General features: G+C 28.2%; 16 protein-coding genes, 1 tRNA gene and 1 other RNA gene. 13 read left to right on the top strand and 5 right to left on the bottom strand.

The window, feature by feature from the left end:
- The 3 genes from CJ192_RS02950 to CJ192_RS02940 form a co-directional block, all read left to right on the top strand.
- On the top strand, positions 1-624 hold a 624-nt coding region (locus CJ192_RS02950), incomplete at its 5' end, for an EF-Tu C-terminal domain-related protein (RefSeq protein WP_244897267.1).
- A 63-nt stretch (positions 625-687) separates the two neighbouring features.
- Positions 688-1,959 carry a putative glycoside hydrolase gene (locus CJ192_RS02945; RefSeq protein ID WP_102197702.1) on the top strand — a complete coding sequence of 424 codons (1,272 nt, stop codon included), beginning with the start codon at positions 688-690 and terminating at the stop codon, positions 1,957-1,959.
- 14 nt (positions 1,960-1,973) lie between these two features.
- Positions 1,974-2,603: an HlyC/CorC family transporter associated domain-containing protein gene (locus tag CJ192_RS02940; RefSeq protein WP_102197701.1), complete on the top strand. Its 630-nt coding sequence runs from the start codon at positions 1,974-1,976 to the stop codon at positions 2,601-2,603.
- Between the two features lie 48 nt (positions 2,604-2,651).
- On the opposite strand, the gene CJ192_RS02935 is transcribed toward CJ192_RS02940, so the two are convergent.
- Entirely contained in the window at positions 2,652-3,497 is an 846-nt protein-coding gene (locus CJ192_RS02935) for an AraC family transcriptional regulator (protein WP_102197700.1), read from the bottom strand.
- A 158-nt stretch (positions 3,498-3,655) separates the two neighbouring features.
- Between CJ192_RS02935 and CJ192_RS02930 the strand changes: the two genes are divergently transcribed.
- The gene (locus CJ192_RS02930) at positions 3,656-5,296 is read left to right on the top strand and encodes a GlgB N-terminal domain-containing protein (protein WP_102197699.1); all 1,641 of its coding nucleotides are present in this window, start codon (positions 3,656-3,658) and stop codon (positions 5,294-5,296) included.
- Positions 5,297-5,315: 19 nt separating this feature from the next.
- Here CJ192_RS02930 and cbpB read toward each other — a convergent pair whose 3' ends face one another.
- The 3 genes from cbpB to CJ192_RS02915 all read right to left on the bottom strand — a co-directional run bounded on the left by cbpB (position 5,316) and on the right by CJ192_RS02915 (position 6,213).
- Positions 5,316-5,783: a cyclic-di-AMP-binding protein CbpB gene (cbpB, locus tag CJ192_RS02925; protein WP_004816464.1), complete on the bottom strand. Its 468-nt coding sequence runs from the start codon at positions 5,781-5,783 to the stop codon at positions 5,316-5,318.
- Positions 5,784-5,856: 73 nt separating this feature from the next.
- An RNA gene (gene ffs, locus CJ192_RS02920) (signal recognition particle sRNA large type) lies at positions 5,857-6,123 on the bottom strand.
- Positions 6,123-6,213: transfer RNA gene (locus tag CJ192_RS02915), tRNA-Ser, on the bottom strand. Before CJ192_RS02915 ends, ffs begins: the two co-directional genes overlap by 1 nt.
- A gap of 106 nt (positions 6,214-6,319) precedes the next feature.
- Here CJ192_RS02915 and dnaX point away from each other — a divergent pair.
- The 5 genes from dnaX to hydF all read left to right on the top strand — a co-directional run bounded on the left by dnaX (position 6,320) and on the right by hydF (position 11,755).
- On the top strand, positions 6,320-8,062 hold the full coding sequence (dnaX, locus tag CJ192_RS02910) for a DNA polymerase III subunit gamma/tau (protein ID WP_102197713.1): 1,743 nt from the start codon (positions 6,320-6,322) through the stop codon (positions 8,060-8,062).
- An 11-nt stretch (positions 8,063-8,073) separates the two neighbouring features.
- Positions 8,074-8,409, top strand: coding sequence for a YbaB/EbfC family nucleoid-associated protein (locus CJ192_RS02905; protein ID WP_004814227.1), 336 nt, complete (start codon positions 8,074-8,076; stop codon positions 8,407-8,409).
- Entirely contained in the window at positions 8,409-9,008 is a 600-nt protein-coding gene (gene recR / locus CJ192_RS02900; RefSeq protein WP_004816741.1) for a recombination mediator RecR, read from the top strand. Before CJ192_RS02905 ends, recR begins: the two co-directional genes overlap by 1 nt.
- Before the next feature lie 183 nt (positions 9,009-9,191).
- Entirely contained in the window at positions 9,192-10,616 is a 1,425-nt protein-coding gene (hydG, locus tag CJ192_RS02895) for a [FeFe] hydrogenase H-cluster radical SAM maturase HydG (RefSeq protein ID WP_102197698.1), read from the top strand.
- A complete protein-coding gene (gene hydF, locus CJ192_RS02890) occupies positions 10,613-11,755 on the top strand; it encodes a [FeFe] hydrogenase H-cluster maturation GTPase HydF (RefSeq protein WP_102197697.1) in 1,143 nt (380 codons plus the stop codon). The genes hydG and hydF overlap by 4 nt, the downstream gene beginning before the upstream one ends.
- Before the next feature lie 17 nt (positions 11,756-11,772).
- Here the strand turns inward: hydF and CJ192_RS02885 are convergent, their stop codons facing one another.
- Positions 11,773-13,575 carry an ATP-dependent helicase gene (locus CJ192_RS02885; RefSeq protein ID WP_102197696.1) on the bottom strand — a complete coding sequence of 601 codons (1,803 nt, stop codon included), beginning with the start codon at positions 13,573-13,575 and terminating at the stop codon, positions 11,773-11,775.
- A gap of 107 nt (positions 13,576-13,682) precedes the next feature.
- Here CJ192_RS02885 and CJ192_RS02880 point away from each other — a divergent pair, with 107 nt between their 5' ends.
- The 4 genes from CJ192_RS02880 to CJ192_RS02865 all read left to right on the top strand — a co-directional run bounded on the left by CJ192_RS02880 (position 13,683) and on the right by CJ192_RS02865 (position 18,254).
- The gene (locus tag CJ192_RS02880) at positions 13,683-14,480 is read left to right on the top strand and encodes a nitroreductase family protein (RefSeq protein ID WP_102197695.1); all 798 of its coding nucleotides are present in this window, start codon (positions 13,683-13,685) and stop codon (positions 14,478-14,480) included.
- A gap of 15 nt (positions 14,481-14,495) precedes the next feature.
- Entirely contained in the window at positions 14,496-15,296 is an 801-nt protein-coding gene (gene map / locus CJ192_RS02875; protein ID WP_102197694.1) for a type I methionyl aminopeptidase, read from the top strand.
- Between the two features lie 262 nt (positions 15,297-15,558).
- Complete coding sequence (brnQ, locus tag CJ192_RS02870; RefSeq protein ID WP_102197693.1) at positions 15,559-16,863, top strand: branched-chain amino acid transport system II carrier protein; 1,305 nt, start codon at positions 15,559-15,561, stop codon at positions 16,861-16,863.
- 209 nt (positions 16,864-17,072) lie between these two features.
- On the top strand, positions 17,073-18,254 hold the full coding sequence (locus CJ192_RS02865) for an acetyl-CoA C-acetyltransferase (protein ID WP_004814210.1): 1,182 nt from the start codon (positions 17,073-17,075) through the stop codon (positions 18,252-18,254).
- Positions 18,255-18,269 lie beyond the last annotated feature (15 nt).

Raw genomic sequence — 18,269 nt, 5'->3', positions numbered from 1 at the left:
ATCCTTCAATTAATGGATGAAGTAGACGAATACTTCGACATCCCAGAAAGAGATAACGACCAACCATTCCTAATGCCAGTAGAAGACGTAATGACAATCTCAGGAAGAGGAACAGTAGCAACAGGAAGAGTAGAAAGAGGAACACTAAAACTTGGATCTACAGTAGAAATAGTTGGACTAACAGACAAAACAAGAGAAGTAGTAGTAACAGGAATAGAAATGTTCCACAAATCACTTGAAACAACAGAATCAGGAGATAACTGTGCGTTACTATTAAGAGGAGTACAAAGAAACGAAATCCAAAGAGGACAAGTAATAGCAGAACCAGGTTCAGTACACCCACACACAGAATTTGAAGGACAAGTATACGTACTAACAAAAGAAGAAGGTGGACGTCATACACCATTCTTCTCAGGCTATAGACCACAATTCTTCTTCAGAACAACAGATGTAACAGGTGACATCCAATTAGAAGAAGGAACAGAAATGGTAATGCCAGGAGACAACGCAAAATTCATAATCAAACTACAAAAACCAATCGCTCTTGAAGAAGGATTAAGATTCGCAGTAAGAGAAGGTGGAAGAACAGTTGCTTCAGGAGTTGTTTCTAAAGTAATTCAATAATAAAAGATAGGGCGGGTCTTTGAGACTTGCTCTTTTTTTTATTTATTTGAGCTAGGAGTCTACATGAAAAATAAAAAGTTATGTTTTTTGTTTTTTTTAATCTTAACAATTACATTTACTTCTTGTTCTTTAAATAAAGATAAAGAAACAAGCGAAAAAGATTTTTCTTCAACAGAAAAAATTATTTATAGTAAAAATAGTAAAAAAGAAAAAAAGCCTTTGGGTGAGCCTTATACAGTTGGAGTTACACCTGATGATTATAATATGGATTATGATACATCTAGGCTTAAGTCTTTAAATGAAAAAAAATCAAAATACTACCCAGAAGAAGGTGTTAAAGGAATTTATCTTAATGCTTATACGGCAGCAAATCCAAAAGCTTTTAAAAAAATTATGAATTTGCTTGATGAGACAAAACTTAACGCAGTAGTATTGGATGTTAAGGATGATTGGGGCAATATTACTTGTAAATTTGATACAAATAATAAGGATATTAAATACGCAACACATGAAATCTTAGATGCAGAAGATTTTATAAATAAAATGCACAAAAAAGGAATTTATGTAATTGGTAGAATTACAACATTTAAAGATTCTGTAATTACTGAAAAACATCCTGATTGGGGATTTAAATTAGATGACGGTTCTTTATGGAAAAATGGCCATGGAGAAGCCTTTATGAATCCTTTTATGGATGAAGTTAGAAATTATGACCTTCAGATTGCAGAACTTGCAGCTAATGCAGGTTTTGATGAAATTCAATTTGATTATATTAGATTTGCAGAAGGTTTTGAGACTTTCCATGGAAAACTTGATTACCCAAAGGGAAGATGGGAAAAATCAAAAATGGATGAAGGTGACAAAAGAATTGATGCTATTACAAGTTTTGTAAAAGAGGCAAGGGAGATGCTTCAAGCTTATGATACTCCTTGTGGAATTGATGTTTTTGGATATTCTATGCAAGTTGGAAGAGCTGATGGTATTGGACAAGATTTTAAAGAAATGTCTAACCAAGCTGATGTTATGAGTTCGATGATTTATCCTTCCCACTGGGGACTTAATTCTTTTGATATAGAAAAACCAGACCTTGAACCTTATGAGCTAGTAAAAAGATATTTAAAAGAAGAACAAGAGGTCTTTTCAGAAATAGAGCATAAACCTCAATCAAGGCCTTGGATTCAAGATTTTACTGCTTCTTGGATTGGGGCTGGAAATTATATGGAATATGATAAAGAGGCTGTTGAAGATCAAATAAAAGCAATATATGATTCAGGACAAAAGGAATTTTTATTGTGGAATGCAAGCGGAGATTACACTAGAGGTGTAAATTACTAGTAAAGTAGGATTTTATGGGAAAAAAAATAAAAGATAAGATAGATTTAGGTATAAGGGCTATAGAAATAATAATTTGTGTGATTATATTATTTTCCTTGCTCTTATCTGTTCCCAATTTAGTCAGGTATGCATTGACTATAATGAGAACAACAGATTTAAAACAAAATTATGAATTTTTAAATGAGTTTTTAAAACATGCTCTTTTAATTGTTGTTGGTATTGAGCTTATTGAAATGATTTTAACAAAGTCTCACGAAGCAATTCTTACATTAATTTTATTTGTAATAGCTAGGAAAATGCTTTTATATTCAGTAGATTTGGTAGATATATTAATTGGTGCTATATCAATTGGTTTGATTTTTGCTATAATAAAATTTGTCGTAAAAGATGAAAATTTGATGGCAAAGATAGATAATACCTATTCAGCATCAGTTCCTGTTAAAAAAATTAAAGATGAATATAAGCTCAATATTCCTCAAGATATGTCAAATACACTGGGTGGATTGGTATATGAAATTGCAAAAATTGAAGGAATTGATGAAATTAAGGAAAATACTAGGCTTATCTATGGTACTTATAAGTTTAAAGTTATAAGTATGAAAGATGGGGTTATTCAAAGAATTAAAATTGAAGAATTAAAATAAAGTAAAAAAAACATTAGCTTTTCTTTGGCTAATGTTTTTTTAAATTTATTAAATTCTATGGTTTTTTCTAAATTGAGATGGGGTAAGTCCTACTTTTTTCTTAAAAACTTGGTTAAAGTATGATTGAGAATTAAAGCCAACAATAGATGAAATTTCTTCCATTGAATGGTTGGTAGATATTAATAAGTTTTTAGTAATTTCTATTCTTTTTAAAATTAAATACTCTATAGGAGTAACTCTATATGATTGCTTAAATTCAGAAATTAGGTGAAATTTATTCATATAAGCCATCTTTGATAAGTTTTCAAGTTTTATGTCTTCAGCGTAATTATTGTCAATGAAATTTTTAATATAATCTATTTGCTTGTTTATTTTTATATCGTTAGTAATTAAAAATTCATCTTTATATTTTCTTAGAAGTTGTATAACAAATTCACTAGCCTTTGCATTTGCCATAGACTTAGAATAAATATCGTTAGAATTAAATTCTATATTAATCTCTTTGAAAAAATTTATAAATTTATCGGTATTTTCATCTATATTTTTATATATGTACTTATCTTCGTCAAAATCTTGGTCATTATTGACTGTTTTTACAAAAATACTATCTACACCGAAAGAAATATAATTTAAATTATCATCTTCCTTAGAATAAATACTATGACCAACATTGGAATTAATTATAAAAAAATCATCCTTGCCAGCATCTATTACCTTATCTTCAATTGAAAATTTACCATTACCATCTAAAATATAATAAAATTCTGTAAAGGGATGAAAATGAATCCTAGAATTTATTTTATTAGATGAGTAATTTTTTTTTGCATATAGTACCTTCAAATAGATACTTTGCATACTTGTGTTATCGTTTTCGTTTTTATCTAAAATTTCCATAATTATTGTTCCTTTTCATTTATACATACATTATACAGAAAAACCAATTTAACTACAAGGTAAATTTTGTCAAATTGAGAAAGTTGAAATTGTGATATAATATATTTAAGAAATAAATATTGTTAATATTTAATTTAAATATATAGAAAGGAAAAGTTATGGATACTAGAGCATTTATTGAAGGTAAGGCAAAAGACGCTTATAAATTTTTTGGAAACCATAAAAAAACTAATAATTCTTATATTTTTAGAAATTATGCCCCAAATGCAAGAAATATTTATGTAATTGGAGACTTTAATGGTTGGAAAGAAGAAAAATTAAGAAAATATTCAACTGGTGTATTTTCAAAAACGATAAAAAAAGTAAACAAATTTGATAGATACTTATTTGTAATAGAAGACAATGATGGAAACAAGTCTTATAAATTAGATCCTTTTGCAAAATTATGTGATTTAGAAAATGAAGCTTCAGTAGTTTTCGATGAAGCTTTTAAATTCTCTTATAAAATCAGTGAAAATAATAAGATAAATATATATCAAGTTAATTTTGAGAATTTGGATAGGGAAATTTTTGAAAATAAAAAAAAGATGAATACTTTTATCCAATATTTGAAGAATAATAACTTTACCCACCTTAATTTTATGCCTATTTTTTCTAATAGGATTGAAGCTTCATTAGGTTTTGCTCCATCTTCATTTTTTGCCTTAAATGAAAATATTACATCAGTTGAAAATTTTAAATCCTTTATCGATTTGTGCCACAAAAATAATATAGGTATAATCTTAGATTTTGATATAGGAGAATTTGATCCTTTTAATAAGGGGCTTATTAAATTTGATGGGTCAAATTTGTATAATTATGATTATGATGATATCTTATACAATTACCAAGGTTCAGTAAATATTGATCCTAAAAAAGATATAGTAAAATCTTTTATTTTTTCACTTATATCCTATTGGATAGATGAATATAATATAGATGGAATAAAATTTGCAAATTTAGAAAATATGGTCTTTTGGCAAGGAGATAAGTCTAGGGGAAATAATGAATATTGGTTAGCTTTATTAAAGGAGATTAATTTTTATATAAAAAGTCTGGGAAAAATTTCAATAGGATCTTTTTACTATATATGGAAAAATGAGTTTGATGAAGATTTAGGATTTTCATATATTTACGACAGAACTTTTTCAAGTCTTATAAAAATTATGCAAAAATACCCTTATCAAAGGGATAATTATTCTACTGTAGTTGAAAATATAATTAGGGGAAAATATGAAAAATATATATTAGGTTTTGATTTTTCAGATAGCTTATCTGAAGGTGCAAGTCTATGTATGAAGATGTACTCTGATAATAAAAAATACCAACAATTAAAAACTTTATTTTTGCTTTTATACAGCCTATCTTCTAAAAAAATGATTTTTATGGAAGATGAGATTGGTTCTCTTAAAAGTTTTGATATAAATAGGAAGGTTGATTTTAATAAGATTAATAAAGAAGAAAAAGATTTTAATGAATTTTATAAAGGCCTATCTAAATTTTATCAAGATCATAAAAATTTATATAAAAAAGATGCGAAAACAAAAATTCTTGAAATTGAAGGATATTCTCTTTATGCCTTTATAAGAGAATACAAAAAAGAGAAATTTTTAGTCCTAATAAATCTTACAGATTTGGATTATAAAATTGATTTGGATTATAAGTTTGAAAAGATATTAACTAGTTTTGATGGAAAATACAAAGAAGATGATAAAATAAAAATCCCAGCCTTTGGATCTGGAATTTTTAGGATAAAATAAGCTATAAAAGATTTATCTTTTATAGCTTTTTAATTAACTTATATTCACTTTCAATATTATGGGCAATATTTGTAAATCTTTCCAAAATCGTTTTTCTTGTAATAATTCCAACAAAATATCCGTTTCTGTGTGTTATACATATAAAATTATTATTTACAATTAGCCTTAGTATGTCTTCAAGGTCAGAATCATCAAATAAAATTGGAACTATTTGATCCATTACTTCTTTTACCTTTGTTTGGGTAAGTATTTCTTCATTAAAAAAAGTGACATCTTCTGATGAAATAACAATTTTTGAAATAGAAATTAGACCACGAACCCTATCATTTTCATCAAGAACCGGAATAGTTTGGTATCCTCGATTTGACAGGACTAAAATGGCATGTAAGAGGGTATCATTTTCTCTTACAACAGCAACATCACTTGCTGGAGTTATTATATTAGCAGTAGGTTGATTAAATAAATTTTTTAATTTTTCTCCAATCATTTTTTTATCCTTAATTGTTTTTAAAAAAATAGCCTTTTGTAAAAAACAAAAGGCATTATAGAGTATATTATGTAAGCACACCCAAGCTTGTATAATAAAATTTATACGTTACTCAAACAGCCAGCTCATGATAGGTGACCTTACGGCACATAAAAAGATCTACTTAATGCTGCTACGTTCCCGTCCTGACATGGTTCATAGTTTTCTATTGCGTAAGACCCATCAATCAACACCGCTTATTTGAGGCAGTCTATAATTTTTAAAATCCTAACTTGGGAATTCAATCCTGCTATAGCGGATTGCAGGTTACAGGGCACCGCTAACTCCCCATCTAGTGCATGGCGGAGAGCAAGGGATTTGAACCCTTGATACACTATCAATGTATACACGATTTCCAATCGTGCTCCTTAAGCCACTCGGACAGCTCTCCATGCTTACAGATTAAAACTATACTTTAATTTTTTTTAATTTCAAATAAATTTTTAAATTATAAAAAAATTTTCACTATGGTATAATCTTTAAGGAAAGGAATGATTATGGCAAAAGCTTTATATAGAGAATACCGACCACAAAAATTTTCTGACGTTTTAGGTCAAGAAAGGGTTGTAAATGTTTTAAAAAACCAAGTTAAGTCAGGTCAAATTTCTCACGCATATTTATTTGCGGGAGAAAGAGGATGTGGAAAAACAACCTGTGCAAAAATATTTGCTAAGGCAATAAATTGCCTTAATCCAATAGATTCATCACCATGTGGAAAATGCGAAAATTGTAAGGCAATTGAAGAAGAATCCACCATGGATGTAGTTGAAATGGATGCTGCTAGTAATAGAAGAATAGATGATATTAGAAATTTGAAGGAAACTGTAGTCTATCCTCCAAATAATTTAAAATACAAAGTTTATATCATAGACGAGGCTCACATGATTACCAGAGAGGCTTTTAATGCCTTACTAAAAATCATGGAAGAACCACCTAGTCATTTGGTTTTTATTTTGGCTACAACAGAAATTGAAAAAATCCCAAAAACAATCTTATCCAGAGTACAAAAATTTGAATTTAATAAAATTGGAAGAGATGATATTATTAAACAAATCGATATTATCTTAAATGATAGGAAAGTTTCAATGGAAGATGAGGCTAAAGATCTAATTGTAAAAAAAGCAAAGGGTGCAATGAGAGATGCTCTATCAATTTTAGACCAGGTTTTATCTATTGATAAGGATAATTTTTTACTCCAAGATGTGGAAAATATTTTAGGTGTTGTAGATTTTGATTCTTTGGACAAATTAGTTGATAATATAATTTCTTACAACCAAAAAGATTCTTTAGAAATTCTTTTTAAACTAAAAGAAAATGGAAAAGATGATAGGGATATTTTGGATGGCTTGGTAGGATATTTAAGAGATATTATGGTCTATAAGATAAGTTTAAATGAAAAATATGTAGATAATCTTGACTATATAGATTTGATAAAAGAAAAAACAGAACAAATTTCATCAGAAAAAATAGTTTCTTATTTGGAGATTTTAAATGATTATTCAAATAGAATGAAAGTATCAGAAAATTCATCCTTACTTATGGAAATGGCTATATTAAGACTAATCAATTTAAAAGATGAAGAAAATATTTTATCAAGAATAGAAAAACTTGAAAGAAATCAAGATAATGATCAGGTAGATATAATAAATAAATTAGTAGATCAAAAATTTAAAAACATAAATCTAGATAAATTTTTAGAAAATAGTAAGAGAGATTTTGAAAAAAAAGATACTTATGAACAAAAACCTGTCGAAAAAGAAGTCTCAAAAAGACAAGAGTTAGACCAAAAAACTCTTCCAGAAGAACAGGCACCCATAAAAGTAGTAGAAAATGTAGAAGAAGATATAGAAGATAAGAATCCAAATGAAAGTTCAAATAATTCTTATATAATGGATAAAAAAGAAGAAGAAATTTTTATAAGTGAACTTTTAAATTCATCTTCTCCAATTTTAAGGGCCCAAATTAAGGCTGAAGGTTTTAATTATGATATCATAGGTGATAATTTTACAATTTATTACAAAAATAATATTTACTACCAATTTTTAGATGAAACAAAATCGAAAATGAAAGAAATATTAAAATCCTTGTTAGGTAAAGATTTTGATGTTAAAGTTTCAAGTATTGACAAAAAAAAATCTAGCATCAATAATAATATAAGAGGATCAAAAAAAGATTCTAGTGACGATGTGATAGAAAAACTTGTAGAAGTTTTTGATAATGACTTAATAATAGAAGAATAAAGGAGAAAGAAATGGCAAGAGGCGGATTTCCAGGCGGCGGAAATATGAATAATATGATGAAAAAAGTGAAAAAAATGCAAGAAGATATGGCTAAGGCTCAACAAGAAATTGAAGAAAAAGAATTTTCTTCTACAGCGGGTGGTGGAGTAATAGAAGCTGTAGTTAATGGAAAAAAAGAAGTTATTAAAATAAAAATAGACGAAGATGTAGTTGATCCTGAAGATACAGAAATGTTAGAAGACCTTGTTGTTGCAGCTGTAAATGATGCTTTGAAAAAAGCTGACCAATATACACAAAAAGAAATGGGAAAATTAACAGGAAATATTAATATTCCTGGATTAATGTAATGGCTTTATATCCTGAAAGTTTAATTAAATTAATAGAACAATTTCAAAAATTACCAACTATAGGAAAAAAAAGTGCAGAAAGGCTTGCTATGAGTATAGTTGGTAAGGATGATGAAAGTGTTGAAGACTTTTCTAAGGCTTTATTGGAAGTGAAATCAAAAATCCATCCTTGTAAAATTTGTGGAAATTTAACAGAAGATGAAATTTGTGGAATCTGCAAGGATGTATCAAGGGAAGAAAATATAATTTGTGTAATAGAAGATGTAAGAAACTTGTATGCAATAGAAAAATCTTCAGTTTTCCATGGCAAATACCATATTCTAGGAGGACTAATTTCACCTTCTGATAATGTAAAGGCTGAAGACTTATCAATTGATAAATTATTGGATAGAATTGATAAGGAAAATATAAAAGAAGTAATTCTGGCAATTTCTTCTACAATAGAGGGTGAAACTACATCTTTATTTTTAGCGCACTTATTAGAAAATAAAAATGTCAAGGTATCAAAAATAGCATCAGGGATTCCTGTTGGTTCAAATTTGGAATATTTTGACCAGCTTACTTTAGAAAGAGCTTTAGAAGATAGAAGAGAAATTTAATTATATTGGAAAAATTAAGATAATTTGTGATATAATAAAAAAGAATTAAAAGTAAATTTTTAATGAAAATTTATATAATAAATTTTTGAAAACTTATAAATTTAGTGGAAAAATTTAAAGCTGAATATAAAACTTAACAAAACCATCCTTATAGGGTGGTTTTTAAATCTTAAAGGAGAAAAAATGGCAAAATATGATGTAAAGTCAAAAAATGCAGAAGAATTTATCAATCATGAAGAAATTCTAGAATCATTGGATTATGGTAGAGAGCATAAAAATGACAGAAAATTAATTAAAGAAATATTAGAAAAGGCAAAAAAAGCACAAGGACTTAGTCACAGAGATGCCTTTGTTTTGCTTTCTTGTCAAGAAGAAGATTTGAATGAAGAAATTTTTTCTTTGGCAAAAAAATTAAAGGAAAAATTTTATGGAAATAGGATAGTTTTGTTTGCACCCTTATATTTATCAAATTATTGTGTAAATGGATGCTTATATTGCCCATATCATGCAAAAAACAAAACAATTCCAAGAAGAAAATTAAGCCAAGATGAAATAAGAAAAGAAGTTATTGCCCTTCAAGATTTAGGACACAAAAGACTTGCCCTTGAAACTGGTGAAGACCCTGTAAATAATCCTATTGAATATGTACTAGAATCAATCAAAACAATTTATTCTATTAAACACAAAAATGGATCTATAAGAAGGGTTAATGTAAATATAGCAGCAACAACTGAAGAAAATTATAAAAAATTATTGGACGCAGAAATTGGTACATATATTTTATTCCAAGAAACCTATAATAAGAAAAATTATGAATTACTTCATCCAACAGGTCCAAAACATGATTATGATTATCATACAGAATCTATGGATAGGGCAATGAGTGCAGGAATTAATGATGTTGGTTGTGGAGTTTTATTTGGCCTTCAATCATATGAATATGAATTTGTTGGTCTTTTGATGCACGCAGAACATTTGGAAGCTAGATTTAATTGTGGACCTCATACAATTTCTGTTCCAAGAGTTCAACCAGCAGATGACATTGATCCAAATGAATTTGACAATTCATTAAGCGATGAAATGTTTGAAAAAATTGTAGCATGTCTAAGACTTGCAGTTCCTTATACAGGAATGATAATTTCTACAAGAGAATCTAAAAAAGTTAGGGAAAAAGTTTTGGATCTTGGTATCAGCCAAATTTCTGGAGGTTCAAAAACTACAGTTGGTGGTTATTCAGAAGATATTGGAGATGTAGAAGGTTCAAATCAATTTGAACTTGCTGATAACAGGACCTTGGATGAAGTTGTTGATTGGTTATTAAATATGAATTATTTACCATCATTTTGTACAGCTTGCTATAGAGAAGGTAGGGTTGGAAAAGACTTTATGAAAATAGTAAAAGATCATGGAATAGGAAATATGTGCCAACCAAACGCCATTCTTACCTTGGATGAATATTTGACAGACTATGCAAGCGATAAAACTAGAAAAGATGGTAGGGCTTTAATAAATAGGGAAATTGAAAAAATTCAAAACCCAGACCTTCGTGCTAATACAAAAAAATGGCTTGATGAGATTAGGGATGGAAAAAGAGATATACACGTATGATAGCATATAATTCAGAAAGAATTAGCCTTGCCTTATTGGGTAAGACTAATTCTGGAAAATCTTCATTTTTAAATTTTATAAGTGACCAAGATGTTTCTATTGTTTCAAATCAAAAGGGAACTACAACAGATCCTATAAAAAAATCCATGGAAATTCATGATTTTGGTCCAGTATTATTTTTTGATACAGCAGGATTTGATGATGATACAAATTTATATGAAAAAAGAATAGAAAAAACAAAAAAAGCAATAGAAAAGGCTGATATTTTACTTTATTTTCTCTCAATAGATGATAAAATTGAAGAAATTTCTGTCTTAAAGGAAAAGTATGACAAGATAATTTTTATAGCGACTAAACAGGATTTAGAAATTGGAAATGATTTGCTAGAAAAATTTAAAGCTTTTTCTCCACTAGCTATAAATATAAAAAATAATGATGATAGGGAGAAATTTTTTGATAAAATTAAATCCACCTATAAAATTGAAGATAATTCTATAACAAAATCTCTTGTAAAAGAAAATGACTTGGTTTTATTAGTTATTCCTCAAGATGCCGAGGCTCCAAAATATAGGCTTATCAAACCACAAGTTATGACTATTAGGGAAATTATAGATAAAAATGCCAGTGCGGTTTCTACAAATCTTAAAAATTTAGAAAATACCCTAAATTCATTTAATAAAAAGCCAGACCTTGTTATAACAGATTCTCAATATTTTAAAGAAGTTTATAATATTTTGGATAAGGATATTAGGCTCACTTCATTTTCTGTTTTGTTTTCAGCCTTTAAGGCTGATATAAATTATTATATAGAATCAGTAAAAAAACTTGACCAAGGGGCAAAAAAAATCTTAATTGCAGAAGCTTGTTCTCATCCACCAATTTCAGAAGATATAGGAACAGTAAAAATTCCAAAACTTTTGAAAAAAAGATACAAGGATATAGAAATCGACTTTCAAAGGGGAGAAGATTTTGAAAATATTGAAAAATATGACCTCATAATTCAATGTGGGGCTTGTATGTTTAATAAAAAATATGTAATGGAAAGAATCAAACAAGCTAAAGAAAAAAATATTCCTATGACAAACTATGGAATTGTTATAGCTTATTTAAATGGAATCTTAGATAAAATTTCAATATAAAAGCCTTGAGCTAATGCTCAGGGCTTATTTTTTATTATATCCAAACTTGTGGTATAAAATTTGGAAGGATAGACTTTTTTGTTATTTCTATTTTTTAAGGTTAAAATATGTAGGTCATCCCTTGCTCTTGTAAGTCCCACATAGAAAATTCTTCTTTCTTCTTCTAGTCTTTCAAAATAATTTTCTTCATCCATAATCAAGGGAAATTCATTTTTTATTATATCAATTATAAAGACCTTATCGTACTCCAAACCTTTTGATGAATGGATTGTGCTTAAGGATAGATTAGTCTTTACCAAAGACTTTGATTTTTTTTCTAAAATATTTATTTTGTCATAAAGTTCACCTAAAGATTCGCATGATTTAGAAAAATATGAGAGACTTTCTATATAAATATCCTTATTAACAGTCTCTTCCATATATTTTCTGCTTTTCATATTTATGTAAGAATCATAAGATAGACTTTTGTATATGAAAGAAATTTTCTTTTCAATCTTAAGTTTTCTAATATGTTTTAATTTTTTTTCAATATTAAAAAGTGCATCTTTTTTGTAATCTTCTATGTTGCTATTTTCAAAAAAATCAAAAATATTTTCATTAATAGCCTTGTGGGATAAAGATTCTATATCATCTTTAGAAAGATAGGTAGAAATTTTATAGTAAATATCTGAAAAAATATATACATTATCAAAGTCTTCAGAGAAGGTAATTATACTAACCATATCGGTAAAAATTTTTGATTCAAAAAAATCCAAAATGTTTGAATTTATAGAAAAATCAATATTTTTATCTAATAAATAAGAACTTAGAGAGATAGCAGAAATATTATTTCTAAATAAAATACCAGTTTTTTTATTATCTAAATTTTCAATTATATAGTCATATTGCTTGGTAAAATTCTTAAACTCTTTTATTTCTATTTTATCATCAAAGTCCCTACTTACCTTATAGGTTTTTTTATACCTATTTTTGTTTTGAGTTATAAAAGAACTTGCCAATGAAATGATTTTTTTCCCGGACCTATGGTTTGTATCAAGGCTAATTATTTTTGCATCCTTATAAATTTTTTTGAAATTTAGAAGATACTTTGGATCTGCTGCCCTAAAAGAATAAATAGATTGGTCATCATCAGCTACTACTAAAAGATTATTTTCTGGATATACAATTTTTTCTAAAATTTTAAATTGTAAGAGGGAAGTGTCTTGGCCCTCATCAAGTTGAAAGTACTTATATTTATTTTTAATAGACCTTAATAAAGACTTATCATCTAATAATTTTAAGGCGTAAACTTGCATATCATCAAAGTCTAGCAGGTGTTTTTCTTTTTTTATCCTCTCATAAGTTTGATAAATTTCTTTTACTTTTGAAATTTCTACCTTATCTAGGTATGAAGTATCCAAAAGTGAGTTTTTCATAAAAGATATTTTTTGAAAAAATAAATTCAAATCTTCCTTAGAAATTTTCTTTTTATTTAAATCCTTGTAAATTTCACTAACCAAGTTATATTTATTATAAATTTTTTCATCTTCTATTAAATTTAATTCCCTATTATATTTTTTTAGGAAATTTCTTATTATTAAATAACAAAAAGCATGGATAGTCATAAAATTTGTCTTATCACTGGCAAATCTTTTTTTCATATCATTAGCTTGAATTCTGGAAAATGTTAAATTTAAAATTTTTCTCTGGTCAATTTCTTTAGATAAAATCCTAATTCTTTCCAAAAGCACTGTTGTTTTCCCGCTTCCAGGAATTGCCAAAACTAAGAGAGGACCATCCTTGTGATTTGCTGCTTGTAATTGTTTGCTTGTAAATTTCATATTTATATTTTATCATATAAGTATAAGTCTAGTTAACTTTATAGATTATTAATAAAAATATTTATTAACTTTCTAGTTAAGGTATAATATTAAAAACGGGAGGAATTATGTTAACTACAAATTTTTTAAAAACAAGAACTTCTACAAGAGATTTTAAGGATCAAGATGTAGATGATGAAAAAATCAAAAACATTTGCCAAATTATAAGTGAACTTGAAAATAAATTTGGTGAAAAAGACCTTCACTATCAAGTAAATAAAAAGGGTGAAGAAGTATATTTTAAATTAAAAGGAAATGCTGGATATAAGGGTGTAATGATAAAGGCTCCTTTATATATTGGACTTGATATAACAAATAATAATGAATCTGCTTTGGTAAAAGGATCATATGGTCTTGAAGAATTAATTACAAAAATCCATGAACTAGGACTAAGATCTTGCTATATAACTGTAAGTGGAGTAAGTGATGATATATTAAAATCAGCATTTACTAACTCACAAGGTAAAATTATGTCAATTCTTGCCATAGGGGAAGCTGTAATTGAAGAAGTAAGAGAACATAGGTTTGATGATAGGAAAGGTATAAATGAATTTGTATTTATAGATAACCTTGATCATAAGGCAAGTGTTGATGAGCTTTCTCAAAGGGGACTTGACGATTTATTCTCATACTTAAGATTTGCACCATCATCATACAATTCACAACCATGGAGATTTGTCCTAAAAGATAATCTAGTTAACTTATACCTAGAAGACTACAAAGACGAGGCAAATTTTGTAGATGCTGGAATAGTTATGTATTACTTTGATCAATTAACAAAAGAGTTATCTATTAACTCACAATGGAAAGTTGATCCAAAAGCATATGGATCAAAATTCAAATTTATTGCTCAAAAAGAACTATAGACAGAAGGAATTTTAATGATAAGACTTTACACACAAAAAGATATAGAAAAGATGTATGGGGCTTCAGAAATTCTTTGCCAAACTCATCTTGCAATAAGAGAAATAATCAGACCTGGAATAACAACTAAATTTCTTGATGAATTTGCAAATAAATTTATCAAACACAAAAATGCAATACCAGCCCAATTAGGTTATCAAGGATTTCCTTATACCCTTTGTATTTCTGTAAATGATGAGATATGTCACGGTTTTCCTTCAGATTATGTCCTAAAAGAAGGAGATGTGGTATCAATTGATAATGTAATTGATTACAAGGGAGGACTTGCAGATTCTTGCTGGACATACAAAATTGGAAAATTGAGTGAAGAAAATGAAAAATTAGTTGATGTAAATTTAAAGGCTCTTTACAAGGGAATAGAAGCTGCAAAACCAGGAAACAGAATTGGTGATATAGGTCACGCAATCCAAGAATATGTTGAAGGTGAGAATGGTTTTTCAGTAATAAGAGATTTTATTGGACATGGAATAGGCAAGGAAATGCACGAAGATCCACAAGTTCCACATTATGGAAGAAAAGGATTTGGTCCAAGAATAGAAGAAAATATGGTATTTACAATCGAACCTATGATTGCAGTAGGAGATTGGAAATCAAAAATGGATGCAAATGGATGGACAGCAAGAACAAAAGATGGATCTGTTTGTTCACAATTTGAACACCAATTAGTTATAAGAAAATATGGAGCAGAAATAATAACTGACCAAAATAATTTTTCTTTAACAGAAGACGATAAAAAATTTATAGAAGAATACAAATAGGAGAGAAATCTCCTATTTTTTTATATATTAAAAATTATTCTATAAAACGGCTATTTTAATAGTGAATTATTAAAATATTCTATAATTTCAAATAAATATACATAAATTAACAAACGAATTCTTTTTATTCTATGTAAAATATTTTTATAAACTCCTAAAATTTAAGAAAAATATAAAAAAAATTTAAAAAAATTTAAAAAAAGACTTAATAAGTAATCAAAAAAATGGTAAAATATAAAGCATGTATTAAGTAGGAGGAAATATGGATATTTTAGTAATAGGATTTGCATTATTTGCAATGTTTTTTGGAGCAGGAAATTTAATTTTCCCACCAATGTTAGGATATATATATGGAGATAAATGGCTATTGGCTTCAATAGCTTTTACAATAGTTGGAGTAGGTTTGACCCTACTGGCAGTAGTAAGTATGGCAAAAAGCCATGGAAATATTTTTAGCTTTACATCATTAGCAGGCAGTAAATTATCAAAAACTATAATTTTAATTATAGCCTTATGTATAGGACCTCTTGGAGCGATACCAAGAACTGCTGCAACAAGTTTTGAAATGGTAGAATCAGCAGGTTTCAACATAAATATTTTTGTTTTTACCTTAATATTTTTTAGCTTTTCATTATTTTTAGCCCTAGCCAAAAATTCTGTGGTAGATTTTATTGGTAAATTTCTTACCCCGCTTTTGTTATTGTCATTATTAATTATGATTATTGTAGGAATAATTAATCCAATAGGTCAAATAAATAGGATAGATTTGAATTTGAGTAAAATATTTTCGGATTCAATGCTTGAAGGATATAATACAATGGACGCCTTGGCAGCCTTAGCATTTACTCCAATAATTGTAGAAAGTGTAATAAAAAAAGGCTACAAGAATAATTTACTAATAAAAACTATACAAGCATCATTAATTGCAGTAATAGGACTTGCCTTTGTATATATTTCTTTAACATTTTTAGGAGCAAGTGCATCAAAGAGTATAGACACTGATTCTAGAGTTATTTTATTAAATTTTATTTCAGAAGAAATATTAGGAAGTAAGGGAAAATTTGTCTTATTAGTAGCTATTATTATGGCATGTTTTACCACATCTATAGGTTTGATTTCATCAATATCTAAAATATTTGTAGAATTTTCAAATAATAGATTTGATTACAAACTTGTTGCCTTTACAATAGCAATAGTTTCCTTATTATTGTCAGTTCTTGGAGTAGAATCAATAGTAAGACTTACAGGACCTTTTTTACAATTTGTATATCCCTTAGCTATAATGCTTGTAATATTTAACCTTATTGGAAAAGATAGAATAAATAAAAGACTTATAAAAAATTCTTTTTTGGTAGTAAGTCTAGTTTCCTTTATGGATGCCTTAGTAAGTTTAATTGATATTTTATCCGATATGTTTAATATAAGCCTATCATTTTCTATGGAGATTGAATTGATATTAAAAAATATTATAAAAGTAATATCTTTGAATATAGTAGATTTTCCATGGGTTTTTCCAGTTATACTAACTATAATTCTAACAAGTATTTATTTGAAATTTAAGAAATAATAGAAAATTTAACATCCAATTTTGGGTGTTTTTTTATAAAAATTTTTGCAAATTTTATTTTAACCTGTATATTTTTATTAAAGGAAATATGTAAAAAGGATTTCAAAAAAAAATCTAGAAAAAATGTTTGATAAATTTTTAACTACATGTTATAATTATATTGTAAGTTAAGATAACAAATTATCAGATATAAATTGAAAGGGGAAATTATGACAAGAAAAGTAGTAATTGCAAGTGCAGCTAGAACTCCAGTTGGAAGTTTTGGTGGTGCTTTAAAATCTCAAAGTGCAGCAGATTTAGGAATAGTTGCAGCTAAGGCAGCTATAGAAAGAGCAGGAATTAAACCTGAAGATATTGATGAAACTGTTTTAGGTTGCGTTTTACAAGCAGGACTTGGACAAAACGTTGCTAGACAAATTTCACTTGGTGCTGGAATCCCAGAAACAACTCCAGCAATGACAATCAATAAAGTTTGTGGATCAGGTCTTAGAACTGTTTCATTAGCAGCTCAAATGATTTTAGCAGGCGATGTTGATGTAGTTCTTGCAGGTGGTGCAGAAAGCATGTCTAACGCTCCATTCTTATTAAACGAAGCTAGATGGGGAGCTAGAATGGGAAATAAAAAACTTGTAGACGAAATGATCACAGACGGTCTTTGGGATGTTTACAATGATTACCATATGGGAGTTACAGCTGAAAATGTAGCTGAAAAATATGGAATTACAAGAGAAATGCAAGATGATCTTGCAGCTGTAAGCCAACAAAGAGCAAGCAAGGCTCGTGCTGAAGGAAGATTTAAAGATGAAATCGCTCCAGTAGAAATTAAAGATAGAAAAGGAAATGTTACAGTTGTTGAAGATGATGAATATATTAGAGATGGTGTAACACAAGAAGGAATTTCTAAATTAAGACCAGCATTTATTAAAGATGGTACAGTTACTGCAGCTAACGCATCAGGAATTAACGATGGAGCAGCTTGTCTTGTAGTTATGAGTGAAGAAAAAGCTAAAGAATTAGGTGTTAAACCACTTGCTACAATAGTAAGCTATGCATCTGCAGGAGTTGATCCAAAAGTTATGGGAACAGGCCCAATCCCATCAAGTAAAAAAGCTCTTGAAAAAGCTGGATGGAAAGTTGAAGACCTTGACTTAGTTGAATCAAACGAAGCTTTCGCAGCTCAATCATATGCTGTAAGAAATGAAATGGGATTTGACCCAGAAAAAACAAATGTAAATGGTGGTGCAATTGCTATAGGTCACCCAATAGGAGGATCAGGAGCAAGAATTCTTACTACACTTTTATTCGAAATGCAAAAAAGAGATTCTAAAAAAGGTCTTGCAACACTTTGTATAGGTGGAGGAATGGGAACAGCTCTAGTAGTTGAAAGATAATAATTTTATATATAA

Origin of the sequence: Anaerococcus hydrogenalis (genome assembly GCF_002871895.1) — a bacterium.
In the GTDB taxonomy this organism is placed as follows: Bacteria; Bacillota; Clostridia; order Tissierellales; family Peptoniphilaceae; genus Anaerococcus; species Anaerococcus hydrogenalis.
Note: the sequence above shows the minus strand (reverse complement) of the source record. Positions and strands in the feature narration are given on the sequence as shown.